General features: G+C 69.5%; 14 protein-coding genes and 1 pseudogene. 12 read left to right on the plus strand and 3 right to left on the minus strand.

Annotated features, from left to right (window positions below; translation table 11 throughout):
* Positions 1-123 precede the first annotated feature (123 nt).
* On the plus strand, positions 124-951 hold the full coding sequence (locus VHB92_RS09600) for a hypothetical protein (protein ID WP_325453523.1): 828 nt from the start codon (positions 124-126) through the stop codon (positions 949-951).
* A 4-nt stretch (positions 952-955) separates the two neighbouring features.
* On the opposite strand, the gene VHB92_RS09605 is transcribed toward VHB92_RS09600, so the two are convergent.
* Positions 956-2,011: a GNAT family N-acetyltransferase gene (locus tag VHB92_RS09605; RefSeq protein ID WP_325453524.1), complete on the minus strand. Its 1,056-nt coding sequence runs from the start codon at positions 2,009-2,011 to the stop codon at positions 956-958.
* A gap of 248 nt (positions 2,012-2,259) precedes the next feature.
* Between VHB92_RS09605 and smc the strand changes: the two genes are divergently transcribed.
* The gene (gene smc, locus VHB92_RS09610; RefSeq protein ID WP_325453525.1) at positions 2,260-5,817 is read left to right on the plus strand and encodes a chromosome segregation protein SMC; all 3,558 of its coding nucleotides are present in this window, start codon (positions 2,260-2,262) and stop codon (positions 5,815-5,817) included.
* Positions 5,818-5,976: 159 nt separating this feature from the next.
* Here smc and VHB92_RS09615 read toward each other — a convergent pair whose 3' ends face one another.
* Positions 5,977-7,338, minus strand: a complete 1,362-nt coding sequence (locus VHB92_RS09615) for an FAD-binding oxidoreductase (RefSeq protein ID WP_325453526.1) — start codon at positions 7,336-7,338, stop codon at positions 5,977-5,979.
* A gap of 239 nt (positions 7,339-7,577) precedes the next feature.
* Here VHB92_RS09615 and ftsY point away from each other — a divergent pair, with 239 nt between their 5' ends.
* From ftsY to ffh, 3 genes are all read left to right on the plus strand, one after another.
* On the plus strand, positions 7,578-8,450 hold the full coding sequence (gene ftsY, locus VHB92_RS09620) for a signal recognition particle-docking protein FtsY (protein ID WP_325453527.1): 873 nt from the start codon (positions 7,578-7,580) through the stop codon (positions 8,448-8,450).
* A gap of 11 nt (positions 8,451-8,461) precedes the next feature.
* Complete coding sequence (locus VHB92_RS09625; RefSeq protein ID WP_325453528.1) at positions 8,462-8,962, plus strand: DUF2004 domain-containing protein; 501 nt, start codon at positions 8,462-8,464, stop codon at positions 8,960-8,962.
* Positions 8,963-9,120: 158 nt separating this feature from the next.
* Positions 9,121-10,710, plus strand: a complete 1,590-nt coding sequence (gene ffh / locus VHB92_RS09630; protein ID WP_325453529.1) for a signal recognition particle protein — start codon at positions 9,121-9,123, stop codon at positions 10,708-10,710.
* Positions 10,711-10,784: 74 nt separating this feature from the next.
* On the opposite strand, the gene VHB92_RS09635 is transcribed toward ffh, so the two are convergent.
* Positions 10,785-11,918, minus strand: coding sequence for a glutamate--cysteine ligase (locus VHB92_RS09635; RefSeq protein WP_325453530.1), 1,134 nt, complete (start codon positions 11,916-11,918; stop codon positions 10,785-10,787).
* A 246-nt stretch (positions 11,919-12,164) separates the two neighbouring features.
* On the opposite strand from VHB92_RS09635, the gene aroA reads away from it, so the two are divergent.
* The 7 genes and pseudogenes from aroA to rimM all read left to right on the plus strand — a co-directional run.
* Positions 12,165-15,320, plus strand: a complete 3,156-nt coding sequence (gene aroA / locus VHB92_RS09640; RefSeq protein WP_325453531.1) for a 3-phosphoshikimate 1-carboxyvinyltransferase — start codon at positions 12,165-12,167, stop codon at positions 15,318-15,320.
* Positions 15,317-16,468 carry an acyl-CoA dehydrogenase family protein gene (locus VHB92_RS09645; RefSeq protein WP_325453532.1) on the plus strand — a complete coding sequence of 384 codons (1,152 nt, stop codon included), beginning with the start codon at positions 15,317-15,319 and terminating at the stop codon, positions 16,466-16,468. Before aroA ends, VHB92_RS09645 begins: the two co-directional genes overlap by 4 nt.
* 112 nt (positions 16,469-16,580) lie before the next feature.
* Complete coding sequence (locus VHB92_RS09650) at positions 16,581-17,399, plus strand: SDR family oxidoreductase (protein WP_325453533.1); 819 nt, start codon at positions 16,581-16,583, stop codon at positions 17,397-17,399.
* Positions 17,400-17,409: 10 nt separating this feature from the next.
* Entirely contained in the window at positions 17,410-19,497 is a 2,088-nt protein-coding gene (locus tag VHB92_RS09655) for an FAD-dependent oxidoreductase (protein WP_325453534.1), read from the plus strand.
* A gap of 222 nt (positions 19,498-19,719) precedes the next feature.
* Positions 19,720-20,133 (plus strand): 30S ribosomal protein S16, encoded by a 414-nt coding sequence (gene rpsP, locus VHB92_RS09660; RefSeq protein WP_325453535.1) that lies wholly within the window; start codon positions 19,720-19,722, stop codon positions 20,131-20,133.
* Positions 20,134-20,137: 4 nt separating this feature from the next.
* Positions 20,138-20,365 carry an RNA-binding protein gene (locus VHB92_RS09665; RefSeq protein ID WP_325453536.1) on the plus strand — a complete coding sequence of 76 codons (228 nt, stop codon included), beginning with the start codon at positions 20,138-20,140 and terminating at the stop codon, positions 20,363-20,365.
* Between the two features lie 7 nt (positions 20,366-20,372).
* Positions 20,373-20,987: pseudogene (rimM, locus tag VHB92_RS09670) on the plus strand (ribosome maturation factor RimM); the annotation flags it as partial.
* Between the last annotated feature and the right edge of the window lie 51 nt (positions 20,988-21,038).

Below are 21,038 nucleotides of genomic sequence, written 5' to 3' on the forward strand. Positions count from 1 at the left end.
CGTTGGACGAACCCGATGGGCCTCACAGAGAACGCTTACGTTGCCCGAACACACGCCCCACTCGACGCGCACACGCGCTTGGAATGCTGTCTTCGAACCGAGCAGGAATCGAAGGGAACAGCCATGACGAGATCGCAACCACAGACCGAGAACGCAGGGCTGGGCCACGTCGCGTCCCCGGCGAACACATCGAGCCATCCGGAACGAGAGGCGGGCACGGGGCTCCCGCCGCGAAGGAGAGGGCGGCGGGTCGTCTTCGCCGCGACGGGCCTGGCCGCAGCGGCTCTCGTTCTGGGTGGCGTGGCGTGTGCGACATTGCCGGCTACCGCTGCACCGACGGTCGCCGTTCGCAGCGTCGTCGCACCCGACGCTTTGGCTGCGATGGCGAGCTCCGGATCCGGCAGCGGATCGTGCGGCGGGGTTCTGCTGGTGCTGAAGCACGACTACGACCGACTCCCCGACGCACTGCGCAAGGACGTCGCCTCCGCGGCCCATCAGTCCTCGACGTCGGCACGACACGCAGCGCTGCAGAGTGTGCTGAAGAAGGCTTACTCCGGCGACTACGGTGCCGCAGTCGAGTCCGCAGCACACAACAAGAAGACGCTCGCGGGTGTGAAAGCGGCATGGGACAGGCTTCCGTCAGCGCTCCGCGACGACGTGAAGAAGGCCAGATCGGCGAACGGCGACGCGAGGACCGCCGACATCAAGGCGATCGTCTCGAAGGCGGCGTCAGGTGGATACGGCGAGCGAGTGAAAGACGTCGCTGCCAAAGTGGGTGACCGGCTCGCGAGGTGCGAGGCGCATGCGAAGGGCTCGACGCCCTCGGGAACAGGTACACCCGGTGCGCCGGGAACCAGTGCGCCGGGAATCAGTGCACCGGCGCCGACTGCGCCGCACACGAGCGCCCCATCCACAAGCGCACCGGCTCCCACTCCGACCACGGGTGCCTGAGTGTTCAGTCGCGGTGCTTCTGCCAGTTGCCGTTGAGTGCTGAAGGCACGAAACCGAGAGCGTCGTTGATCGCCAGCATCGGACCGTTCTCGGCGGCGTTCCACGTGAGGATGCGCTCGACGCCCGGAGCCACGGACGTCAGCGCACGCAGATTGGCCAGCTTGACGGCGAGGCCGAGCCGATGACCGCGATGAGCGCCCACCACGAGCGTGTCCCACTGCTCGACCTTCTTCGAGCCCTGGGCGACGAGCAGGATCGTGTAGGCGACGACGTCCCCTGTCGCCTCGTGCACGGCGGCGGCCACGAGCGCCGGTTCGCCCGCCTCGATCCAGCGCTGTTCCTCTTCGCGAACGCGCTCCGCGTCCCAGTGCTCCGGGTCGAGCACGATGCCGTCGTGCGGAACGTCCTCGACCATGCGAGCTCGCGCGGCGGCGTATCCGTCGACGAGTTCGTCTGGGCAGCGCATCCACCACGTCACGATGCGGTAGCCGCCTGAGCGGGAGTCGGCTTCGCTCTGCAGCCGCTCGCGCACGGCATCCGTTAGCGGCAGGCTCAGACGGCTCACGAGCTCGACCTGTCCGAGTCGATAGCCGGAGGCGAGCGCGAAGCGTGTCACATCGTCGGCGGGAAGGCCGGTGGGGCCGGCCTCCGGCGCCACCGTCTGTGCACCAGGCGGGATGTCGGCGATCACATGCTCGGTGAACGTCGAGATGTCGACGCGGCCGGCGTCGGCCACGAGCTCCTCGCCCTGGCGCAGGAGCGCCGTGCCGATGCCGTGCCGCCGGGCGGCCGGGATCACATGCACCTCTACCTCGGCCGTTGTGGCGTCCTCTTCGAGCGGCACGGTGACGATGAGCCGTCCCGTCGGAACGTCGTCGAGGCGCGCGAGATACAGCATCCGAACGCGGAACGGGCTCGGTCGATACCAGGCGAGCTGATCGGCGGGGTCGTACACGAAGTCGTCGTTGTGCCACAGGTGCAGGGCGCAGTCGTTGCCCACGTCGACGAATCCGGCGAACGCGCCGTCGGTGTCGGCATCCATGCTCTCGGGCACCGTCACCCGTTCGATCCTCACCTGCACCGGTGCGCGCCCCCTCTCCTCGCCCGCAACGAGCGAGACCCTCGGTCCCATCCTCGCGAGGAACGGCGTCGCGCGCACCCTCACCTCGATGAGGTCGGCACGTGCGAACCTGGTCCGCCCCACGGCTGCGTCAATCGGCAGACCGGCCTCTTCTCCTGCCGGGAAGCCCGCCCGTGGTCGGGTACCTTAGACACGCGGCCCGCGGCGGGCAGGAGAGGGGGCGCCGGTTGCATCTGAAGAGCTTGACGCTCAAGGGCTTCAAGTCCTTCGCTCAGCCGACGACCTTCGCGTTCGAGCCGGGTGTCACCTGCATCGTCGGTCCCAACGGCTCCGGCAAGTCGAACGTGGTCGACGCCCTCGCCTGGGTGATGGGGGAGCAGGGCGTCAAGACGCTCCGCGGCGGCAAGATGGAGGACGTCATCTTCGCCGGCACATCCACGCGAGGACCGCTCGGACGCGCCGAGGTCACGCTCACGATCGACAACGCCGACGGGGCGCTGCCGATCGAATACTCCGAGGTGACGATCAGCCGCACGCTGTTCCGCAACGGCGGCAGCGAGTACGCGATCAACGGCAAGCAGTGCAGGCTGCTCGACGTGCAGGAGCTGCTCAGCGACTCGGGGCTCGGGCGCGAGATGCACGTCATCGTCGGGCAGGGCCAGCTGGATGCCGTGCTGCACGCGAGCCCCGACGACCGGCGGGGCTTCATCGAGGAAGCAGCCGGCATCCTCAAGCATCGCAGGCGCAAGGAGAAGACCCTGCGCAAGCTCGAGGCGATGCAGACCAATCTCACGCGGCTGAGCGATCTGGCCGGAGAGATCCGCAGGCAGTTGAAGCCGCTCGGCGCTCAGGCCGAGGTGGCGAGAGAAGCGCAGACCATCGCGGCCATCGTGCGCGACGCCAGGGCGCGGTTGCTGGCGGATGAGGTCGTCTCGCTGCGCACCGCGCTCGACGACTACTCTCGCGACGAGTCCCAGCGGCACAGCGAGCGCATCGTGCTGCAGGAGCAGCTCGAGCAGAAGCAGCTGCGGATCGCCCGCATCGAACAGGAGCAGGTGAGCGATGCCGTCGACGCGGCACGACGCACGGCTTTCGCACTCGAGTCCGCGCAGGAGCGGCTTCGCTCCCTGTTCACGCTCGCCAATCAGCGTCTGGCCCTGCTCGGCTCTCAGGGAGACCTGTCGGAATCCGCGCGCACGGTCACGCCCGCGATGATCGAGGAGTCCAGGGCGGAGGCGGCGCTGCTTCGCGACGGTGTCGCCGAGGCCGATGCCGCCGTGACGGCGGCGCAGGCGGCCACTCGGGCGGCACGGTCACGGCTCGACGCGCTCGACGAGCAGATCGCGGCGCAGAGCGCACTCGTGTCCCGGCACGATCTCGAGCTCTCCAAGCTCGCCGGGCAAGCGGATGCCGCCGCTCAGCGCCTTGCCGCCCTCCGGGGCGAGGTGCTGCGTCAGCGGAACCAGCTCGAGGCGGCCGAGCAGCGGCGGACGGCGGCGGAAGAGGCGCTTGCCGACAGCCAGGGGGCCTCACCGCTCGGCCCCGATGCGCAGTCCGAGCTCGCGGAGGCGTACGAGGTGGCGCAGGCATCCGTGTTCGACGCCGAGGCCGAGATCGAGAGGCTTCGAGACGAGCTGCGCACTCTGGAGCGCGAGCGGGATGCGCTGTCCGGACAGGTGAACGCGCTGGGCCGCGCGCTCGAGGCGAGGGACGGCTCGGCTGCGCTCATCGCAGCGGGCCGCCCCGGCGTGGAGGGCCGGGTGGCGGATGCCATCAAAGTCGAACCCGGGTACGAGACGGCCATCGCGGCCGCACTCGGGTCGCTGGCCGACGCCGTCCTCGTGAGCGACAGGGACACCGCCGTGTCGGCCGCCCGGTTCGCGTCCGCCGAAGACCTCGGCTCGATCGAACTCGTCGTCGAGGGCGGAAGCGGTGACCGGAACGGGAACGCGCTCCCGGCCGGCCTCACGCTTGCGCAGAGTGCTCGCACGGCCGACCAGCTGCTCGTCGTGGCGAGCGAAGGCATCCGCGCGCTGCTGCGGCACGTCGTGGTCGTGCCCGATCTGGATGCCGCACACCAGGCGTGGCCGCAGGTGGCCGACACCGATACCGTGCTCGTGACTCGCGGCGGCGAAGTGCTCTCCGCCTACACACTCAGAGGCGGCTACGGTGCCGGCGCCGGCCGCATCGAACTGCTGGCGGAACGGGATACCGCCGCGGCGCGTCTGGAGGAGCTGGACAGGGCGATCGCGACGGCGAAGTCCGAACACGACGGCCAACGCGAGGCGCTTCAAGCGGCGAAGCAGTCGTCTGCCGCCGCCCTCACGCAGCTGCGGGCCTACGACGCCCAGCTCGCCGAGCAGACCGAGAAGACGAGCCGCCTGGCGGCGCAGCTGGAGGCCGCCAACGCGGAAGCGGAGCGGATGGCGCGCGGCATCGCGGAGTCGGAGGCCAAGGTCGACGAGGCCGAGCGCGCTGCCGAAGCCGCTTCTCGTGCGCACGAGGCGCATGCATCCAAGCCTCGCCCGATCCTCGATGTGGGAGAGCGCGACGCCATCGCGGCCGAGCTCGAGGCGTGCCGCGAGGCCGAGGTGCAGGCGCGGCTCGCCGGTGAGACGGCGCGCGAGCGCGTGCGTGCCGAGGAGACGAGAGCCGCGTCCCTGGTCAAGCGCCTCGAGGCCGAGCGTGCGGCCGCCGCAGAGGCGGCACGACGCGAGGTGGTGCGACGCCATCAGGTGCAGGCGGCGGAACGCGTCATCGCGGCGCTTCCTCCCGTGCTCGACTCGGTCGACCGGTCAGTGAGCCAGGCGAGAACGGAGCTCGCCGCTGCCGAGGCGGCGCGGGCCGGGCAGAACGAGGAGTTGCTCGCCCTCCGCCGCGACGAGGCATCCCTTCGCGACCGGCTCCAGGCTGTCAGCGAAAGCGTGCACGGTCTCGAACTGCAGATCTACGAGAAGAAGCTGCACCTCTCGTCGCTGCTCGAGCGGGCGGGCAGCGAGCTGGGCCTCGTCGAGGAGGTGCTCATCGCGGAGTACGGGCCGGAGACGCTCATTCCTTCGGAGACGGAAGGCGGCGAAGGGCGTCCGTTCGTGCGCGAGGAGCAGGAGAGACGACTGCAGGATGCCGAACGCAAGTTCGCCCGTCTCGGACGCGTCAACCCGCTCGCCCTCGAGGAGTTCGCGGCGCTGGAGCAACGCCACAAGTTCCTCACCGAGCAGCTCACCGATCTGACGAACACGCGCAAGGACCTGCTCACGATCATCGCCGAGATCGACGAGCGCATGCAGGGCATCTTCGCCGAGGCGTTCGAAGACACCAGGCGCACGTTCTCCGAGGTGTTCCCCGTGCTGTTCCCCGGCGGAAGCGGCAGCATCAGGCTGACCGATCCTGACGACCTGCTCACCACCGGCATCGAGGTCTCCGTTCGCCCCGCCGGGAAGAAGATAGAGCGTCTCTCGCTGCTCTCCGGCGGTGAGCGGTCGCTGGCGGCCGTCGCCTTCCTGCTCGCCATCTTCAAGGCCAGGCCGAGCCCGTTCTACATCATGGACGAGGTGGAGGCGGCCCTCGACGACGCCAACCTGGGACGCCTGCTCACCACGTTCGAAGACCTGCGGGAAGACAGCCAGCTCATCGTCATCACGCACCAGAAGCGCACCATGGAGATCGCGGACGCGCTCTACGGCGTCTCGATGCGTCAGGACGGCGTCTCGGCTGTCGTCGGGCAGCGCGTCGCCGAGCGGGAAGCCGGGCGCGCGGTCAGCGACGACGCCCGCAAGACGGCCTGAGCCGGCTCTTCCTTCCCGTCCTCGTCGCCCGTCCTCGTCGTCCTTCCGGTCCGCGTCGTCCTTCAGGTCCCGTCGTCGTGTTCTTCGTCGTGTTCGGCGTGTCACGGCGCGGGCGGACTCGCGGAGCCGAGGTCGGCTGGCCGGCACGGCCGGGCGGGATCAACGGTCGAGTTCGCGCGCCGCTCGGATGGTGCCCTGAGGGTCGCGTTCCGCCTTGAGCCGTCGAAGCCGGGCAATGGAGCTCTCGTTGTAGGCGTCGGCCAGCGTCGCGCGGTCGTCCAGCAGCGTGCCGACGTTGCCGGTCGCCGGTGTCGTTCGCACGGCGGTATCCAGCGGGGCGAATGCCGCCGTGGCGCCGCCCAGTTGCGCCGCATCGCTCACGGTCATTCCGGCGCCGACGTAGGCAGGGGCGGCGACAGGGGCGGAGACCGTTCGTTCGTGGTCGCCTGCACGCAGCGCGCCACCGAGCGGTCGCACCTCCATGCGACTCAGCCCGCGCGCGGACCCCTCGCGGAACGCCTCGACCAGGCCCGCGGCCGACGTGGCGTCGTAGCCGCTGGAGGCACTGCTCCAGTCCGCATACGTCATGGGGTCGACCGGCTCGGCCGCCACGGCCGCCAGAGAGCCGATGCCGAACACGCCGATCGTGTCGGCTACCGGCTGCCCGACGGCGTGCAGCGGCTCGACGAGCGGCGCACCCGAGTCGGCGCCGCCGATATGTAGCACGTCCACGGACGCCAGCGTCTTGCCGCGCAGGGCGTCTGGCAGCTGCGGCACGTCGGGAAAGTTGAGCATGCCGAACGCGAGACCGAGGGTCGGCTGCTCGCGCGCGACGTCGAACACGGCGGTGAGCAGGTCGGCGGCGCGGTCGGGGGTGAACGTGAGCTTGCCGCCGTAAAGCTCGTCGCCGTCGAAGAGCGAGAACTCGATCGCCGTGACGACGCCGAACAGGCCTCCGGCGCCCCGAAGCGCCCACATGAGCTCCGGGTCGCGCTCCTCGGTCACCCGCAGGGCCGCACCGGAGGCGTCGACCAGGTCGACCGCCGTGATGGCAGGGGCCTGCAAGCCGTACGTGCGTCCGAACAGCGAGTGACCGCCGCCGAGCGAGTAGGCCACGACGTTGACGGCGGGGTTGCTGCCCGCGAGCGCGATGAGCCCCGTCGCATCCAGCCGCGGCAGCACGGTGCGCCAGTTGACACCGGCGCCGACCCGGGCCGTTCGGCGCTCCACGTCGATCGTGATCTCGTCGAAGGCACGCGGGCGCACCAGGATCACATCGGCGAGGTCGCGTCCTGCGGAGTGCCCGTTCGGCTGCGTCAGAACGCCGAGGCCGGATGCCGCGGCCGCCCGCACGATCGCCTGAACGTCAGGGACATCCGCCGGAATGGCGACCGCTGCGGGTCGCTGATCGACGCCGAGATTCCAGGCGCGCCTGGCCTCGTCGTATCCTGCGTCGGCGGGAAGGAACAGGCTGCCTGAGAGGCGGGAGCGGAGCGCGTCGAGTTCGGATTCCGTCTGCATGGCCCGACGCTATCCGCCACCGCCGACAGCCGCGAGGGTGCACTCGCACATGCCACCCTCAATCACCCCTATCGCGGCTGCGCCGCTCAGGGGACTCAATCGGGTGGCATGTGCAAGCGAGCTCGCACATGCCACCCTCAATCGCCTCTATTGCGGCTGCGCCGCTCAAAGACTCAATCGGGTCGGGCATGCGAGCGAGCTCGCACGCCCGACCCTCAATCGCCTCTACGCTGGAGGGCATGGCTGAACGCTCCTGGTCGCTTGCTGGCGCGCTCCGCGGCATGTTCGCGAAACGCACGATCGACGAGGAGACCTGGGACGACCTGGAGGCCGCGCTCATCACGGCCGACTTCGGCCCCTCGGTCACCGAGGCCATCGTCGACGAGCTGCATCAGAAGGTCGACAGGTACCGCACGACCGATCCGGCCGACCTGCAGCGCATGCTCCGCGAGACCATCGAGGAGCGCCTTGTGCGATTCGACCCCACGCTGAACCTCACCGAGCGCCCGGCCGTGGTGCTCGTCGTCGGGGTCAACGGAGTCGGAAAGACGACGACGATCGGCAAGTTCGCCAAGTTCCTCCGCAACTTCGATCGTTCCGTCGTGGTCGGCGCGGCCGACACGTTCCGTGCGGCCGCCGTCGAACAGCTCGCCACGTGGGCGGGGCGCGCCGGTGCGCAGATCGTGCGGCCGCAGCAGGAGCGGCAGGATCCGGCATCCGTCGCCTTCCAGACGGTCGAGTACGCCAAGAACACCGGCACCGAGATCGTCATCATCGACACCGCGGGCAGGCTGCACACCAAGGGCGGTCTGATGGACGAGCTGTCCAAGATCAAGCGCGTCGTGGAGAAGCAGGCGCCCATCGCCGAGGTGCTGCTCGTGCTCGATGCGACAACCGGTCAGAACGGTCTCGCGCAGGCGCAGGCCTTCATCGAGCACGCCGGCGTGACGGGGCTCGTGCTCACCAAGCTCGACGGGTCGGCGAAGGGCGGCTTCGTGCTCTCCGTGCAGGAACGCACCGGACTGCCCATCAAGCTCGTCGGGCAGGGCGAGGGCATCGGCGACCTCACGGGCTTCACCCCGCACGTCTTCGCACAGCAGCTGGTCGGCTGACGGAGGCTGGGATGGCGATCGAACACGACTTCTTCGGCATCGTCGACGAGGACTCCACCGGTGGTCTGCACTGGAGCGAGACCGTCGACGTGGCCGAGCAGCCGGTGCAGGTCGAGCTGACGGCCCCGAACGCCGACGACGTGGCTGAGAGTGGTCTGGATGCCGCTGCCGCCGTCATCCGGTCGCTCGAGGGGCTGGATGCACGTGCTCGCGACGCGCTCGTCGCCGAACTGAGCGAACGCGGTTCCGTCACGACGCAGTACATCGACCACCAGGTCGACGACATGGGGGAGTCGCTGCTCGATCTGCTCGTGCACAACTCGGGCGACATCGCCATGGACGTGCTGCGGTCGCTGCAGCTGCTCAGCGTCGTGCTGCACCCGGAGGCCACGGAGGACGATGCAGCGTTCGCGGTGTTCACGTACTCGATCGACCCCGACGAGACGGATGCTGTTCTGCAGGTGAGCTTCGACGATCGCGGCGACGTCGTCGGCGTCGACGACGGCGAATAGGTCACCGCTACCGCTGGTTGAGCTTGTCGAAACCAGCCGAACTCGCGGCGTCGGTTTCGACAGGCTCAACCTGCGGTGTGGGGGTGCGGACGGCGAATCGTCAACCGGCGGTGGCGTACGCCACGCGATCAGAGTGCTCCGTTACCATGGACCCCACCATGGCTACCTTCGGCACCCTCTCCGACCGGCTCACCGAGACCTTCAAGAACCTTCGCACCAAGGGCAAGCTGTCCGCTTCGGATGTCGACGGCACGGTGCGCGAGATCCGCCGCGCGCTGCTCGACGCGGACGTCTCTCTCGACGTCGTCAAGCAGTTCACGGCGACCGTTCGCGAGCGCGCGCTCGGAGACGAGGTCAACAAGGCGCTGAACCCCGCCCAGCAGGTGGTGCAGATCGTCAACGAGGAGCTGATCGGCATCCTCGGCGGTCAGCAGCGCCGCCTGGAGTTCGCGAAGAAGCCGCCGACGGTCATCATGCTGGCCGGCTTGCAGGGCGCTGGAAAGACGACCCTGGCCGGAAAGCTCGCGAAGTGGCTCAAGAAGGACGGCCACACGCCCATGCTGGTCGCAGCCGACCTGCAGCGGCCGAACGCCGTGACCCAGTTGCAGGTGGTGGGCGAGCAGGCCGGCGTGCCGGTGTTCGCGCCCGAGCCCGGCAACGGCGTCGGCGATCCGGTGCGCGTCGCCAAGGACGCCGTCAAGCAGGCGGAGCGCCAGCAGTACGACGTTGTCGTGATCGACACGGCCGGGCGCCTCGGCATCGATGCACAGCTCATGAAGCAGGCGTCGGACATCCGCAAGGCGACGAATCCCGACGAGGTGCTGTTCGTCATCGACGCGATGATCGGACAGGACGCCGTGAACACCGCGAAGGCGTTCCAGGAGGGCGTCGACTTCACGGGTGTCGTGCTGACCAAGCTCGACGGCGACGCGCGAGGCGGTGCCGCGCTCTCGATCGCGTCGGTCACCGGCCGGCCGATCATCTTCGCATCGACGGGTGAGACGCTCGACGACTTCGAGCCGTTCCACCCCGACCGCATGGCGAGCCGCATCCTCGACCTGGGCGACGTGCTCACGCTCATCGAGCAGGCGCAGCAGGCGTTCGACGAGGAGGAGGCCCGCAAGGTCGCGGAGAAGTTCGCGACCGACAGCTTCACACTCGACGACTTCTTGAAGCAGATGCAGCAGCTGCGCAACATGGGCTCGATCAAGAAGATGATCGGCATGCTGCCCGGCGCCGGAGCGATGCGTCAGCAGCTCGACCAGTTCGACGAGTCGGAAGTGGTCCGCACCGAGGCGATCATCCAGTCCATGACGCCCGCTGAGCGCACGAACCCCAAGCTGCTGAACGGATCCCGTCGCCTGCGCATCGCCAAGGGCTCCGGCATGACCGTGACGGACGTGAACCAGCTCGTCACGCGGTTCGAGCAGGCCTCCAAGATGATGAAGACGGTCGCCAAGGGCGGCGTGCCGAACGTTCCCGGCATGGGTCCCATCCCCGGTGCCGGATTCGCGGGCCGCAAGCAGCAGCAGAAGAAGAAAGGCAAGTCCTCGCGCTCTGGCAATCCGGCGCGGCGGGCGGCGGAGAACGCCGCACTGGCCTCTGGCGTCAAGCCGGCCGGATCGTCCGCCGGCGGATCCGGATTCGGCCTCGGCGGTCAGAACCCGGCCGGCCAGAACGCGGGCGGCCAGAAGCCGCCGACGGGCGAGGAGCTGGCCGCCGTGCAGAGGCTGTTCGGCCGCGGCTGACCTTTCGGGGTCGCTGCCGCACGGCCGGGCGCGTCCACTCGCGCCTATTCGGCTCGTGCCTGTTCGGCCTGTGCCTATTCGAGGCCGTTGCGCAGCTCCCGGGTGAGCGAGGAGACCACGGCGGGCAGGCTCCCGCCGTTCGCCTGAGCGACGGCGAGCTGTCTCTGATAGCTCACGCCGCGATCCAGGATGCGCTCCACGTCGGCCAGCTCGTTCTCGCATCCGAGCCGCTCCGCGATCGGCGCCAGCTCCGTCACGAGGGCGCGGATGCCGTCGGCGACCCTTCCCTGCGCGCCGCCCGGGTCGAGGATGATGTCGGCGTCGATGCCGTACCTCGCCGCTCGCCACTTGTTCTCGCGCACGAACCACGGCTGCAGTGCGAGCGGCACCTCGCCCTCGTCGAGCTGTGTCGACATCCTCTCCACGAGGCAGTGGATGACGGCGGCCAGCGCGCCCAGTTCGCTCGCCGTCGACACGCCGTCGCACGCCCGCATCTCCACGGTGCCCCAGTGCGGCGACGGCCGGATGTCCCAGCGCACCTCGGTGTAGTCGCGGATGATGTCCGTCGTCACCAGGTCGTCGACGTAGCCCTCGTAGTCGCTCCACCTGCTCATCTGCCACGGGAGACCCGCGGTGGGCAGCTGCTGGAACATGAGCGCGCGATTCGACGCATAGCCGGTCGCGACGCCGCCCCAGAACGGGCTGGACGCGCTGAGCGCCTGCAGGTGCGGATAGAACGTCAGCAGGCCGTTCAGGATGGGCAGGACCTTGTCGCGGCTCTCGATGCCCACGTGCACGTGCACACCCCAGATGAGCATCTGCCTGCCCCACCACTGCGTGCGCTCCAGCAGATGCTCGTAGCGCTCCGACGGCGTGGGCTTCTGGTCGAACCATTGCGCGAACGGATGCGTGCCCGCGCACATCAGCTCGACATCCATCGAGTCGGTCACGGTGCGCACCCGCTCCGTGAGGCGCTGGAGGTCGGCCACGGCATCCGGAACCCTGTGGTGCACACCGCTGACGAGCTCGAGCGTGTTGAGAAGAAGCTCGTGCGTGATCTGCGGATGCTCGCTGCCGTCGCCAGGACCCAGTTTCGGCAGCACCTCCGGCGCGGCCTGCACCAGATCGCCTGTGTCGCGGTCGACGAGCGCGATCTCCCACTCGATGCCCACGGTTGAGCGTTCAGAGGGCGAGAACTCGATCGGCATTGCGCCGCCCCTCTCCGAGCGTGGCAGGCCCGGCGATCACGGAATTCCGCGGAAAGTCCCCTTCAGGGGGACTCGACCGCTAGCCTAGCGTTCGCCGTGGAGTCACGATGACGGCGCGTCGCAGCAGCGTCGAGGCCCGTCGTCCCCGTCTCCTCCGGCAAGGCACAGGCGCCTCGGCAGTTCCTGTCCGTGTCGCACATGCGTGTCGCCACCAAGGGCCGCCGGGCGGAGATAGCGAAGGTGATTATGCGACTGATCGTTCAAGGAACCCGTAACCGGCTGCACGACGAACTGGACATCCCGGTTTCGAAATACCACGCTCATCGCGCACTCGTGCTGGCGTCGCTGGCCGAGGGCACGAGCGTCATCACGGGGCTCTCGGCGACGAGGCAGATCGAATGGACGGTCAGTGTGCTCCGCGCGCTGGGCGCCAGGATCGACGAGACGACCGACGGATACGTCATCCAGGGCGTCGGCAGCCGTGGCTACCGGACGTCGGATGTCGTGGAACGCGGATCCAGCGGCCCGGAGGGGCTCCTGAATGTCGGGTCGAGCGGTACGACGCTGTACTTCATGACCGGGCTCGCCTCGCTCGCCGACAAGCCGATCACGCTCACCGGCATGAAGTACTTCCGGCGTCGTCCGATCAAGGCCCTGCTCGACTCCCTCGAGCAGATGGGCGTGCAGCTGGAGAGCACGAACGACTGCCCGCCGATCACCGTGCAGCCGCGCCGTCCGCGTGGCGGCGACGTGTCCATCGCCGGAACGCTCTCGCAGTGGCTGAGCGGACTGCTGCTGCTCGCGCCGTTCGCGGAGACCGACACCACCGTCCACGTCACAGGCGGCGCGCTCAACGAGCAGCCGTACGTCGACCTGACGGTGCGCATGATGCGCATGTTCGGGCTGCAGGTGGAGGTCTCCGACGACTGGCTGACGTATCGCATCCCCGCCTCGCAGACCGCCCGTGCGGCCGACTACCGCATCCCGCCGGACATCGGAGCAGCCGCGTTCGGGATCGTGGCGGCGGCGATCCACCCCGGCGACGTGCTCTTCAGGGGGATGTCGGCGACGAGCGCGGCCGAGACCGACCATCCGGAGGCGGACTTCCTCGACCTCGCCACCGGCATGGGCGTGCCTATGACGCGCGACGAGAAGACCGGATTCGTGCGCATCGCGCACGACGGTCTGCAGCTGAGGCCGATCGACGTGGACTGCGGTCCGATCCCCGATCTGCTGCCCGCTCTCGCCACGCTCGCGACGTTCGCCGAAGGCACCTCGCGCCTGCACAACGTGCGGCACATCCGCCTCAAGGAGTCCGACCGGGTGGCGGCCATGCTGCAGCTCAACCGGATGGGCGGACGCCTCGAGCAGGACCCGGACGAGCTGCGCATTACGGGCGTGAAGTCGCTCACCGGTGCGTCGATGTCGTCGTTCAACGACCACCGCGTGCTCATGTCGCTCGCGATCGCCGCCTCGACGGCATCCGGCGTCTCCACGCTCACGTATCCGCGGGCGTATCGCATCTCGTATCCGATGTTCCTCGACGAGATGAATGGCGTCGGCCTGAAGATGAACGTCGGCGCCCCCGTCGCCGAGGAGGAGATCGAGGTGCGCGGTTCCACGGCCGCCGAGGTGGAGGCGTCGCTCGCGGATGCGGCGACCCCGCTCGTGCTCACAGAAGCGGTGGCCGAGCGGGTGCAGCATGCACCGGACGAGCCCGCCGTGATGGAGGTCGAAGGCCACGCGCTCAGCACGCTGACCTGGCGTGAGCTGGGGGAGGAGGCCGACCGCGTCTCCGCCCTGCTCCTCGACCTCGGCGTTCGGCGCGGCGAGCCCGTCGCCGTGCAGCTGCCGAACTGGAGCGAGTTCGTGGCGATCGCACTCGGCATCATGCGCGTCGGTGCCGTGGTGACACCGATCATGCCCGTCTTCGGTCCTCGTGAGACCGCCATGACGCTCGCGAGGTCGCGGGCGAGGGTGATGTTCCTGCCTAACTACTTCAGGGGCAGGCAGCCAGTCGTCGAGCTGCTGTCGGCGATCGACGAGGCGGACGCGCAGGGCAGGCGCCTCGCCGTCGAGCACGTCGTGGTCATCCGCAGCGACCACAGGCACGGATCGGATGCCTCGGTGCAGATCCCGCCGATCCCCGGCGACGCCGTCGAGAACGCGAGGGCGACCGAATGGACGTGGCGCTACTACGACACGGCGCTCGCGGCCGTGCAGGTCGACCAGGATGCGATCGCCGCGGCCGCCCCGACGGCCGACGACTACTGCCAGCTGCTGTTCACGTCGGGCACGACGGGCGAGCCCAAGGGCGTGCAGCACACGTACCGCAGCCTCGGGCTCGCGACGGCGATGGAGGTGCGCCACCTCGCGCTGGACGCTTCCGACCGCATCTACGTGCCGTCGCCGCTGGCGCATCAGACCGGCTTCCTCTACGGCATGCTGCTGGCCTGGCGCCTGGGCGTGGCCGTGGTGATCCAGCCGGTCTGGGATGCCGACGTGGCCTTGAAGCGCGCCTTCGCCGAAGCGCGGGCGACGTTCGTGCAGGCGGCGACGCCGTTCCTGTCCGACCTCGTCTCGCGCGTCGAGGCGGGCTCCGCCGTGCCGGAGAGCCTGCGCATCTTCGTGGCGACGGGCGCGGCCGTGCCGCGGGCGCTCGCCGAGCGCGCGACGCGTGTGCTCGGCACGTCGGTGCTCGGCGCATTCGGCACGACGGAGACGTGCCTCGGCACGCTCGCCTCGCCGCAGGACCGGCCGGAGGACGCCTGGGGCAGCGACGGTCGCGCCCTGCCCGGCGTCGACATCCGCATCGTCGACGACGAGGGCTTCGAGGTGGCGGCAGGCGTGGAGGGCAACTACGAGCTGCGCTCGCCGACGGTGTTCGGCGGCTACCTGGAGCGCCCCGACCTCACGGCGGATGTCTTCACCGACGACGGCTGGTACCGCACCGGCGACCTCGCCACGCTGGATGCCGCCGGCTTCCTGCACATCACCGGTCGCGTCAAGGACGTCATCAACCGCGGTGGGGAGAAGATCCCGGTCGTCGAGATCGAGAACCTGCTCTACCAGCACCCGAAGGTCACCGACGTGGCGATCGTGGCCATGCCCGATGCGCGACTCGGCGAGCGGGCGTGTGCGTTCGTCGTGCCGGCTCTCGCCGATTCGGCCCTGACCCTCAAGGAGGTGCAGGATTATCTCGGCCGCCACGGCACATCCAAGTACTACTGGCCGGAGCGGATCGAGCTCGTCGACGCGTTGCCCCGCAACGTCGTGGGCAAGATCCAGAAGAACATCCTGCGCGAACGCGTGACCGCACTGGTGGCGGCCGAGTCGGCCGAACAGGACGGTGCAGGCCGGCGCGCCGAGAAGCATCCTGCAGACAAGAAGGAGAAGGCATGACGCAGGTCGTCGACGAGGAGTTCGAAGCCCTGAAGTCCCGGGTGACCGACTGGGTCACCGGACCGGGTGAAGAGTACGCGGAGCGCATCGAGGCGACGGGAACCCTTCCCGACGAGCTCTTCGGCGAGCTTCGCGACCTCGGATTCCTCAGCCTCGCCGCCCCCGAGCGGCTCGGCGGCGGCGGCATCCCGTTCCCGCAGTACCTCGAGCTGATGGAGATCGTCTCGCGGTCGCACGCGTCGATCCGCATGCTCGTGCACGTGATCAACGGCACCTGGCGGGCGATGGATCCCTTCATGACCGACGAGCAGCGCGAGACGTTCGTGGTGCCGTCGGTGAAGGGCGAGAAGCTCGTCGCGTTCACGCTGACCGAGGCGACGGGAGGCACGGGCGCCGACCTGCGCACCAGCGTGCGCCGCGAGGGCGACACGTACTACCTGAACGGCGAGAAGCACCTCATCACGTTCGGCGTGAAGTGCGACTGGTGGCTGCTCGGCGCGCGCCTGGAGGGCACGAGCGGGAAGGACGGCACCGTGGCGCTCATGGTGCCGAACACCGGCCTGCCCGGCGCCGAGGTGATCGACGACTCGCAGACCATGGGCGTGCACGGAACGGACCACGCGATCCTCAGGTTCCACGACACACCTGTGCCGGTCGCCAACCGGGTCGGCGAGGAGGGCCAGGGGCTCGACGTGCTGCTCGGCGGGTTCCTCCTGCCCAGCCGCGTCTCCGTGGCGATGAGCTGCGTCGGCCTGGCCGAGCGCGCACAGGAGCTGGCCGTGCAGTACGCGCAGCGCAGGGAGACCTTCGGCAAGAAGATCGCGGAGCGGCAGGCCATCCAGTTCCTGCTCGCCGAGAACTACGCCGACATCCAGGCGGCCAGGGCACTCGTGCTCGAGGCGGCCCGCGCCTACGAGAACGGCGAGCCGAACGCCGACGTGTTGTCCAGCGCATCCAAGATGGTGGCCGTCGACATGCTGACCAGGGTGACCGACAAGGCGCTGCAGGTGCACGGCGGTCAGGGCTACTGGAAGCGCAACCCGATCGAGCGCGTCTACCGGGATGCCAGGGCGCAGCGCTTCGAGGAGGGCACGAACGAGATCCAGAAGCTCGTCGTGAGCCGCGCCGTGCTCACCGGTCGCGTCTGACGCGCGACCGCATCCGCACGCGACGCATCCGAGCAGAACACCTCCCGGGCCGGACGCGCACCCGGCCGGCCCGATCGACGAGCACCAGAGAACGACAGGAGCAACCTTCCCCATGACCTCCGATTCACCCCGCGTCACCCTCATCACCGGCAGTTCCCGCGGCATCGGCAGCGTGCTGGCCCTCAAGCTCGCCGCCAAGGGCGAGCACGTGGTGGTCAACTACAAGAAGAACGCCGAGCTGGCCGAAGACGTCGTGCGCCAGGTGCGCGAGGCCGGCGGCGGCGGCATCGCCGTCCAGGCCGACATCGAGGAGCCCGACGACATCGATGCGCTGTTCGAGGCCATCCGTACCGAGTACGGCAGGCTCGACGCGTTCGTGGCCAACGCGGCCGCTGCGGCCTTCAAGCCGGTTTCCGGTCTGAAGCTGCACCACCTCGACCGCAGCTGGGCCATGAACGTGCGCTCCTTCGTGCTCGGAGCCCAGCGCGCCGTCGACCTGATGGACGAGAACGGCGGACGCATCGTGGCCGTGACGAGCTACGGGTCGCTGCGCGCGTTCCCCACCTACGCGTCGCTCGGCGCGGCCAAGGCCGGTGTCGAGGCGTACGTGAAGTTCATGGCCGCCGAGTTCGGCCCGCGCAACATCACGGTGAACGCCGTCAACGGCGGCCTGATCGACACCGACTCGCTCGAGTACTTCTACGAGCGCGTTCCCGGCATGGCGCCCATGAACAGCGTGATCGAGAAGGTCCCGCTCGGGCATCCCGGGACCGCGGACGACATGGCCTCGGCCGTCGAGTTCCTGCTCGGATCCGGCGCAGGCTACATCACCGGACAGACGATCACGGTCGACGGCGGACTCACTGTCGTGGCGCCGCCGTTCTGGGCGGACACGAGCGGCGAGCTTCGGGCCGCCGTCTACGACGACTGAGCACGACCGGATGTCTGCTCCCGCCCTCGAGCGCGCGTTCTCGCCCTGGTCCCTCGGCGGGCTGCGCCTGCCGCACCGGATCGTCGTCGGCAGCATGCACACCGGCCTCGAGGTGCGCGACGACGGCGGTGCGGCGCTGGCGGCGTTCTATCGGGAGCGCGTCGAGGGCGGCGCATCCCTCATCATCACGGGCGGGCTCGCGGTCGCCCCTGAGGGCAGAGGCGGTCCGGATTACGCGGTGCTCGACGATCCCGAAGCCCAGGAGAGGCTGCGGACGGCCGTCGACGAGGTGCACGACGCGGGTGGCCGGATCTGCGCGCAGCTGTTCCACGCGGGGCGCTACGCACTCCTGAACGGCCTGACGGATGCCGACGGCCGGCAACTGCACGCCGTCGCGCCGTCCGCCATCCCCTGGTCGGCGGCGAGGGGAGCCGTTCCGCGCGAGCTGAGCGGCGCGGAGATCGAGGAGACGATCGCCGCGTTCGCGCGGTCGGCGAGCGTCGCGCGGGAGCTGGGATTCGACGCCGTCGAGGTGATGGCGTCGGAGGGCTACCTGATCAACCAGTTCTGCTCGCCCGTCACGAATCTGCGCGACGACGAATGGGGCGGCGACGCGGACCGGAGGGTGCGCTTCGCCGTCGAGGTGGTGCGCGCCGTGCGTGTGGCGGTGGATGCGCTGCCCGTCGTCGTCAGGCTCTCCGGCGACGATCTGATGCAGGGCGTTCCGCACCCGGACGAGTACGCGAGGCTGGCCGTGACGCTGGCGCGTGAGGGCGCCGACGGGATCAGCGTCGGCATCGGATGGCACGAGTCGCGCGTGCCCACGGTGCAGGCGCCGGTTCCGCACGGCGCGTGGCTGGCGGCGGCCGAGCGCATCGCCGCGGCGCTGCACGAGGCGGACACATCGGCTGCTGTCCTGGCCAGCAACCGGTTCACCGACCTGCGCGATGTCGAGGCGGTGCTCGCCAGGGGCACGGTGGATGCCGTCGCCCTCGCCAGGCCTTTCCTGGCGGACCCCCGCATCGTCGAGCGTTCGCGGCTCGGCCGCTTCGCCGCCGTGAACACGTGCATCGGATGCGACCAGGCCTGCATCGACCGTTCCCTGGTGTCCGAGCCGGTCTCATGCCTGGTGAACCCGCGCGCGGGACGCGAGGCCGCGCATCCGCTCACGCTCACCCGCTCGCGCTCGCACGTCGCCGTCGTGGGCGGCGGGCCGGCCGGGCTGGCGGCGGCGCTCGACCTCGTGCGTCGTGGTCACGGCGTGACGCTGTTCGAGTCGGCGCAGAGCCTCGGCGGCCAGTTCGGGCTGGCTGCGCGCATCCCCGGCAAGGAGGACTACGCGGCCACGCCGAGAGCGGCCGCGATCGAGCTCGACCGCCTCGGGGCGAGCATCCTGCTGCAGACCACGGCGACGGCAGACCGGCTTGCCGCGTTCGACGGCGTCGTGCTCGCCTCAGGGGTCCGGCCCCGCACGATCGACGTGCCCGGGGCGGAGCTGCCTCACGTGATCGACTACGAGACCGCCATCCGCGAGGGTGTCGGCGACGGCAAGGTGGCGATCATCGGCGGCGGTGGCATCGGCGTCGACGTGGCGACCATGCTCGTCGAGCCGCACGACGCTCTGGAGCGCGCCAGACGCTTCGCCCCCCGGTTCGGTCTGCCGTGGCCTGCCGATCTGCTGGAGTCGGAGCGAGGGCCGTGGGCCAACCGCCGAGTGGGACGCTCGGCCAGACCGGGGTCGGACGTGACCGTGCTGCGACGCAGCGGCAAGTTCGGCGCCGGCATCGGCATCACGGCCCGCTGGGTGGTGGTCGGCGCCCTGAGGGATGCCGGCGTGAGCATGATCTCCGGCGTGCGCTATCGGGAGATCACGGATGACGGCGTGGTCGTCGAGCGGGAGGACGGCTCTGCCACGCTCATCCCTGCGACGACGGTCGTGGTGTGCGCGGGCCAGGAGCCGCACGCCCCGCTCGCGGCGGAGTTGACGGCGGCGGGCATCCGGTTCGAGCTGGTGGGGGGTGCCCGCGACGCCAGCGGCGTGGATGCCGTGCGAGCCACCTCGGAGGGACTGGCCGCGGCCCGCAGGATCGCAGCCTGACCCCATCAGGGCGCGCCGAGCGAGGCGTCGGCCCCCTCGTGGCGATGCCGGCGGGTGGCGATTATCGGTCACGGCGCAGAATCTGCAAGAATGATCAGTCGAGTTCTCACGGAACGACCCTCTATCAGCCCGTGGGAAAACTCTCCATCAGACCTCCTGCCGCGTGTGCCCCACGCCCTCGGCAGTCAGTTCGCGCGAAACCCATCAACACTACGGAGAATTGTGGCTGTCAAGATCCGCCTCAAGCGGCTCGGAAAGATCCGCGCCCCCTACTACCGCATCGTCGTCGCCGACTCGCGCACCAAGCGCGATGGTCGTGTGATCGAGGAGATCGGCAAGTACCACCCCACGGAGGAGCCCTCGCTCATCGAGGTCGACTCCGACCGCGCCCAGTACTGGCTCGGCGTCGGCGCTCAGCCGACCGAGCAGGTGCTCGCGATCCTCAAGCTCACGGGCGACTGGGGCAAGTTCAAGGGTGACAAGAACGCCGCGAGCACGGTCAAGTCGCCCGAGGCCAAGGCGGCGTTCGTCGCCGACGAGAAGAAGAAGCCGGTGCTCAAGCCGAAGTCCGAGAAGCCGGCCCCGAAGGCCGAGCCGGAGGCCGCAGCACCGGCCGACGAGACGGCCGAGGCGTAAGACCTTGCTCGCTCCCGCTCTGCAGCACCTGGTCGAGGGCATCGTCGACCATCCCGACGATGTGCACGTCGTCGCGAAGGAGTCGTCGCGCGGCGAGGTCCTCGAGGTTCGTGTGAACCCCGAGGACCTCGGCCGGGTGATCGGCCGGTCAGGCCGCACCGCCAAGGCCCTCCGCACCGTCGTGAGCGCGCTGGCGGACGGCCGTCGCGTTCGGGTCGATCTCATCGACTGACGAAACGGTGAGCGAGAAGAGAACGGAGCCGAAACAGCCGAGGCAGCAGCTTCGCGTCGGCAGACTGACCAAGGCCCACGGTCTCAAGGGGGCCATCAAGCTCGAGCTCTTCACCGACGACCCCGAGCACCGGTTCGTGCCGGGAGCGGAGTTCTCGCTTCAGGTGCCCACCGGATCCAAGTGGCACGGCAAGACCATCACACTGTCCGAGCTGCGCTGGTACAACGGGCACGCCGTCGGGTTCTTCGAGGGCGTCGCCGATCGCACGGAGGCCGAGACCCTCGTCAAGGCGATCCTATGGGTGGATCAGGACGACTCCGTCGAGGAGGATGCCTGGTACGACCACCAGCTCGTCGGACTGACGGTGCTGCGCGACGGAGCCGAGATCGGCACGGTCGCCAGGGTCGATCACCTGCCGGCGCAGGACCTGCTCGCCGTTCGCACGTCCAACGGTGAGGTGCTCGTGCCGTTCGTGTCGGCCATCGTGCCCGAGGTCGACGTGAAGGCCGGCACCGTCACCGTCACACCTCCGCTCGGGCTCTTCGAAGAGGTGGACGACGAGCCGGACACCGACCAGCCCAGTGCCGACCAGCCCAGTGCCGACGAGGCCAGCGCCGAAGAGCGCAGCTCCGACGAGCCCAGCGTCGACGAGCCCAGCGCTGACAAGGGCGGC

Source organism: Humibacter sp., assembly GCF_035547335.1.
Lineage (GTDB): Bacteria > Actinomycetota > Actinomycetes > Actinomycetales > Microbacteriaceae > Humibacter.

Coding starts and splice junctions, on each gene's coding strand:
- VHB92_RS09615 (WP_325453526.1), bottom strand. CDS start 7,338: ATGCAGACGGAATCCGAACTCGACGCGCTCCGCTCCCGCCTCTCAGGC.
- VHB92_RS09600 (WP_325453523.1), top strand. CDS start 124: ATGACGAGATCGCAACCACAGACCGAGAACGCAGGGCTGGGCCACGTC.
- VHB92_RS09655 (WP_325453534.1), top strand. CDS start 17,410: ATGTCTGCTCCCGCCCTCGAGCGCGCGTTCTCGCCCTGGTCCCTCGGC.
- VHB92_RS09635 (WP_325453530.1), bottom strand. CDS start 11,918: ATGCCGATCGAGTTCTCGCCCTCTGAACGCTCAACCGTGGGCATCGAG.
- ffh (WP_325453529.1), top strand. CDS start 9,121: ATGGCTACCTTCGGCACCCTCTCCGACCGGCTCACCGAGACCTTCAAG.
- VHB92_RS09645 (WP_325453532.1), top strand. CDS start 15,317: ATGACGCAGGTCGTCGACGAGGAGTTCGAAGCCCTGAAGTCCCGGGTG.
- VHB92_RS09650 (WP_325453533.1), top strand. CDS start 16,581: ATGACCTCCGATTCACCCCGCGTCACCCTCATCACCGGCAGTTCCCGC.
- ftsY (WP_325453527.1), top strand. CDS start 7,578: ATGGCTGAACGCTCCTGGTCGCTTGCTGGCGCGCTCCGCGGCATGTTC.
- aroA (WP_325453531.1), top strand. CDS start 12,165: ATGCGACTGATCGTTCAAGGAACCCGTAACCGGCTGCACGACGAACTG.
- VHB92_RS09625 (WP_325453528.1), top strand. CDS start 8,462: ATGGCGATCGAACACGACTTCTTCGGCATCGTCGACGAGGACTCCACC.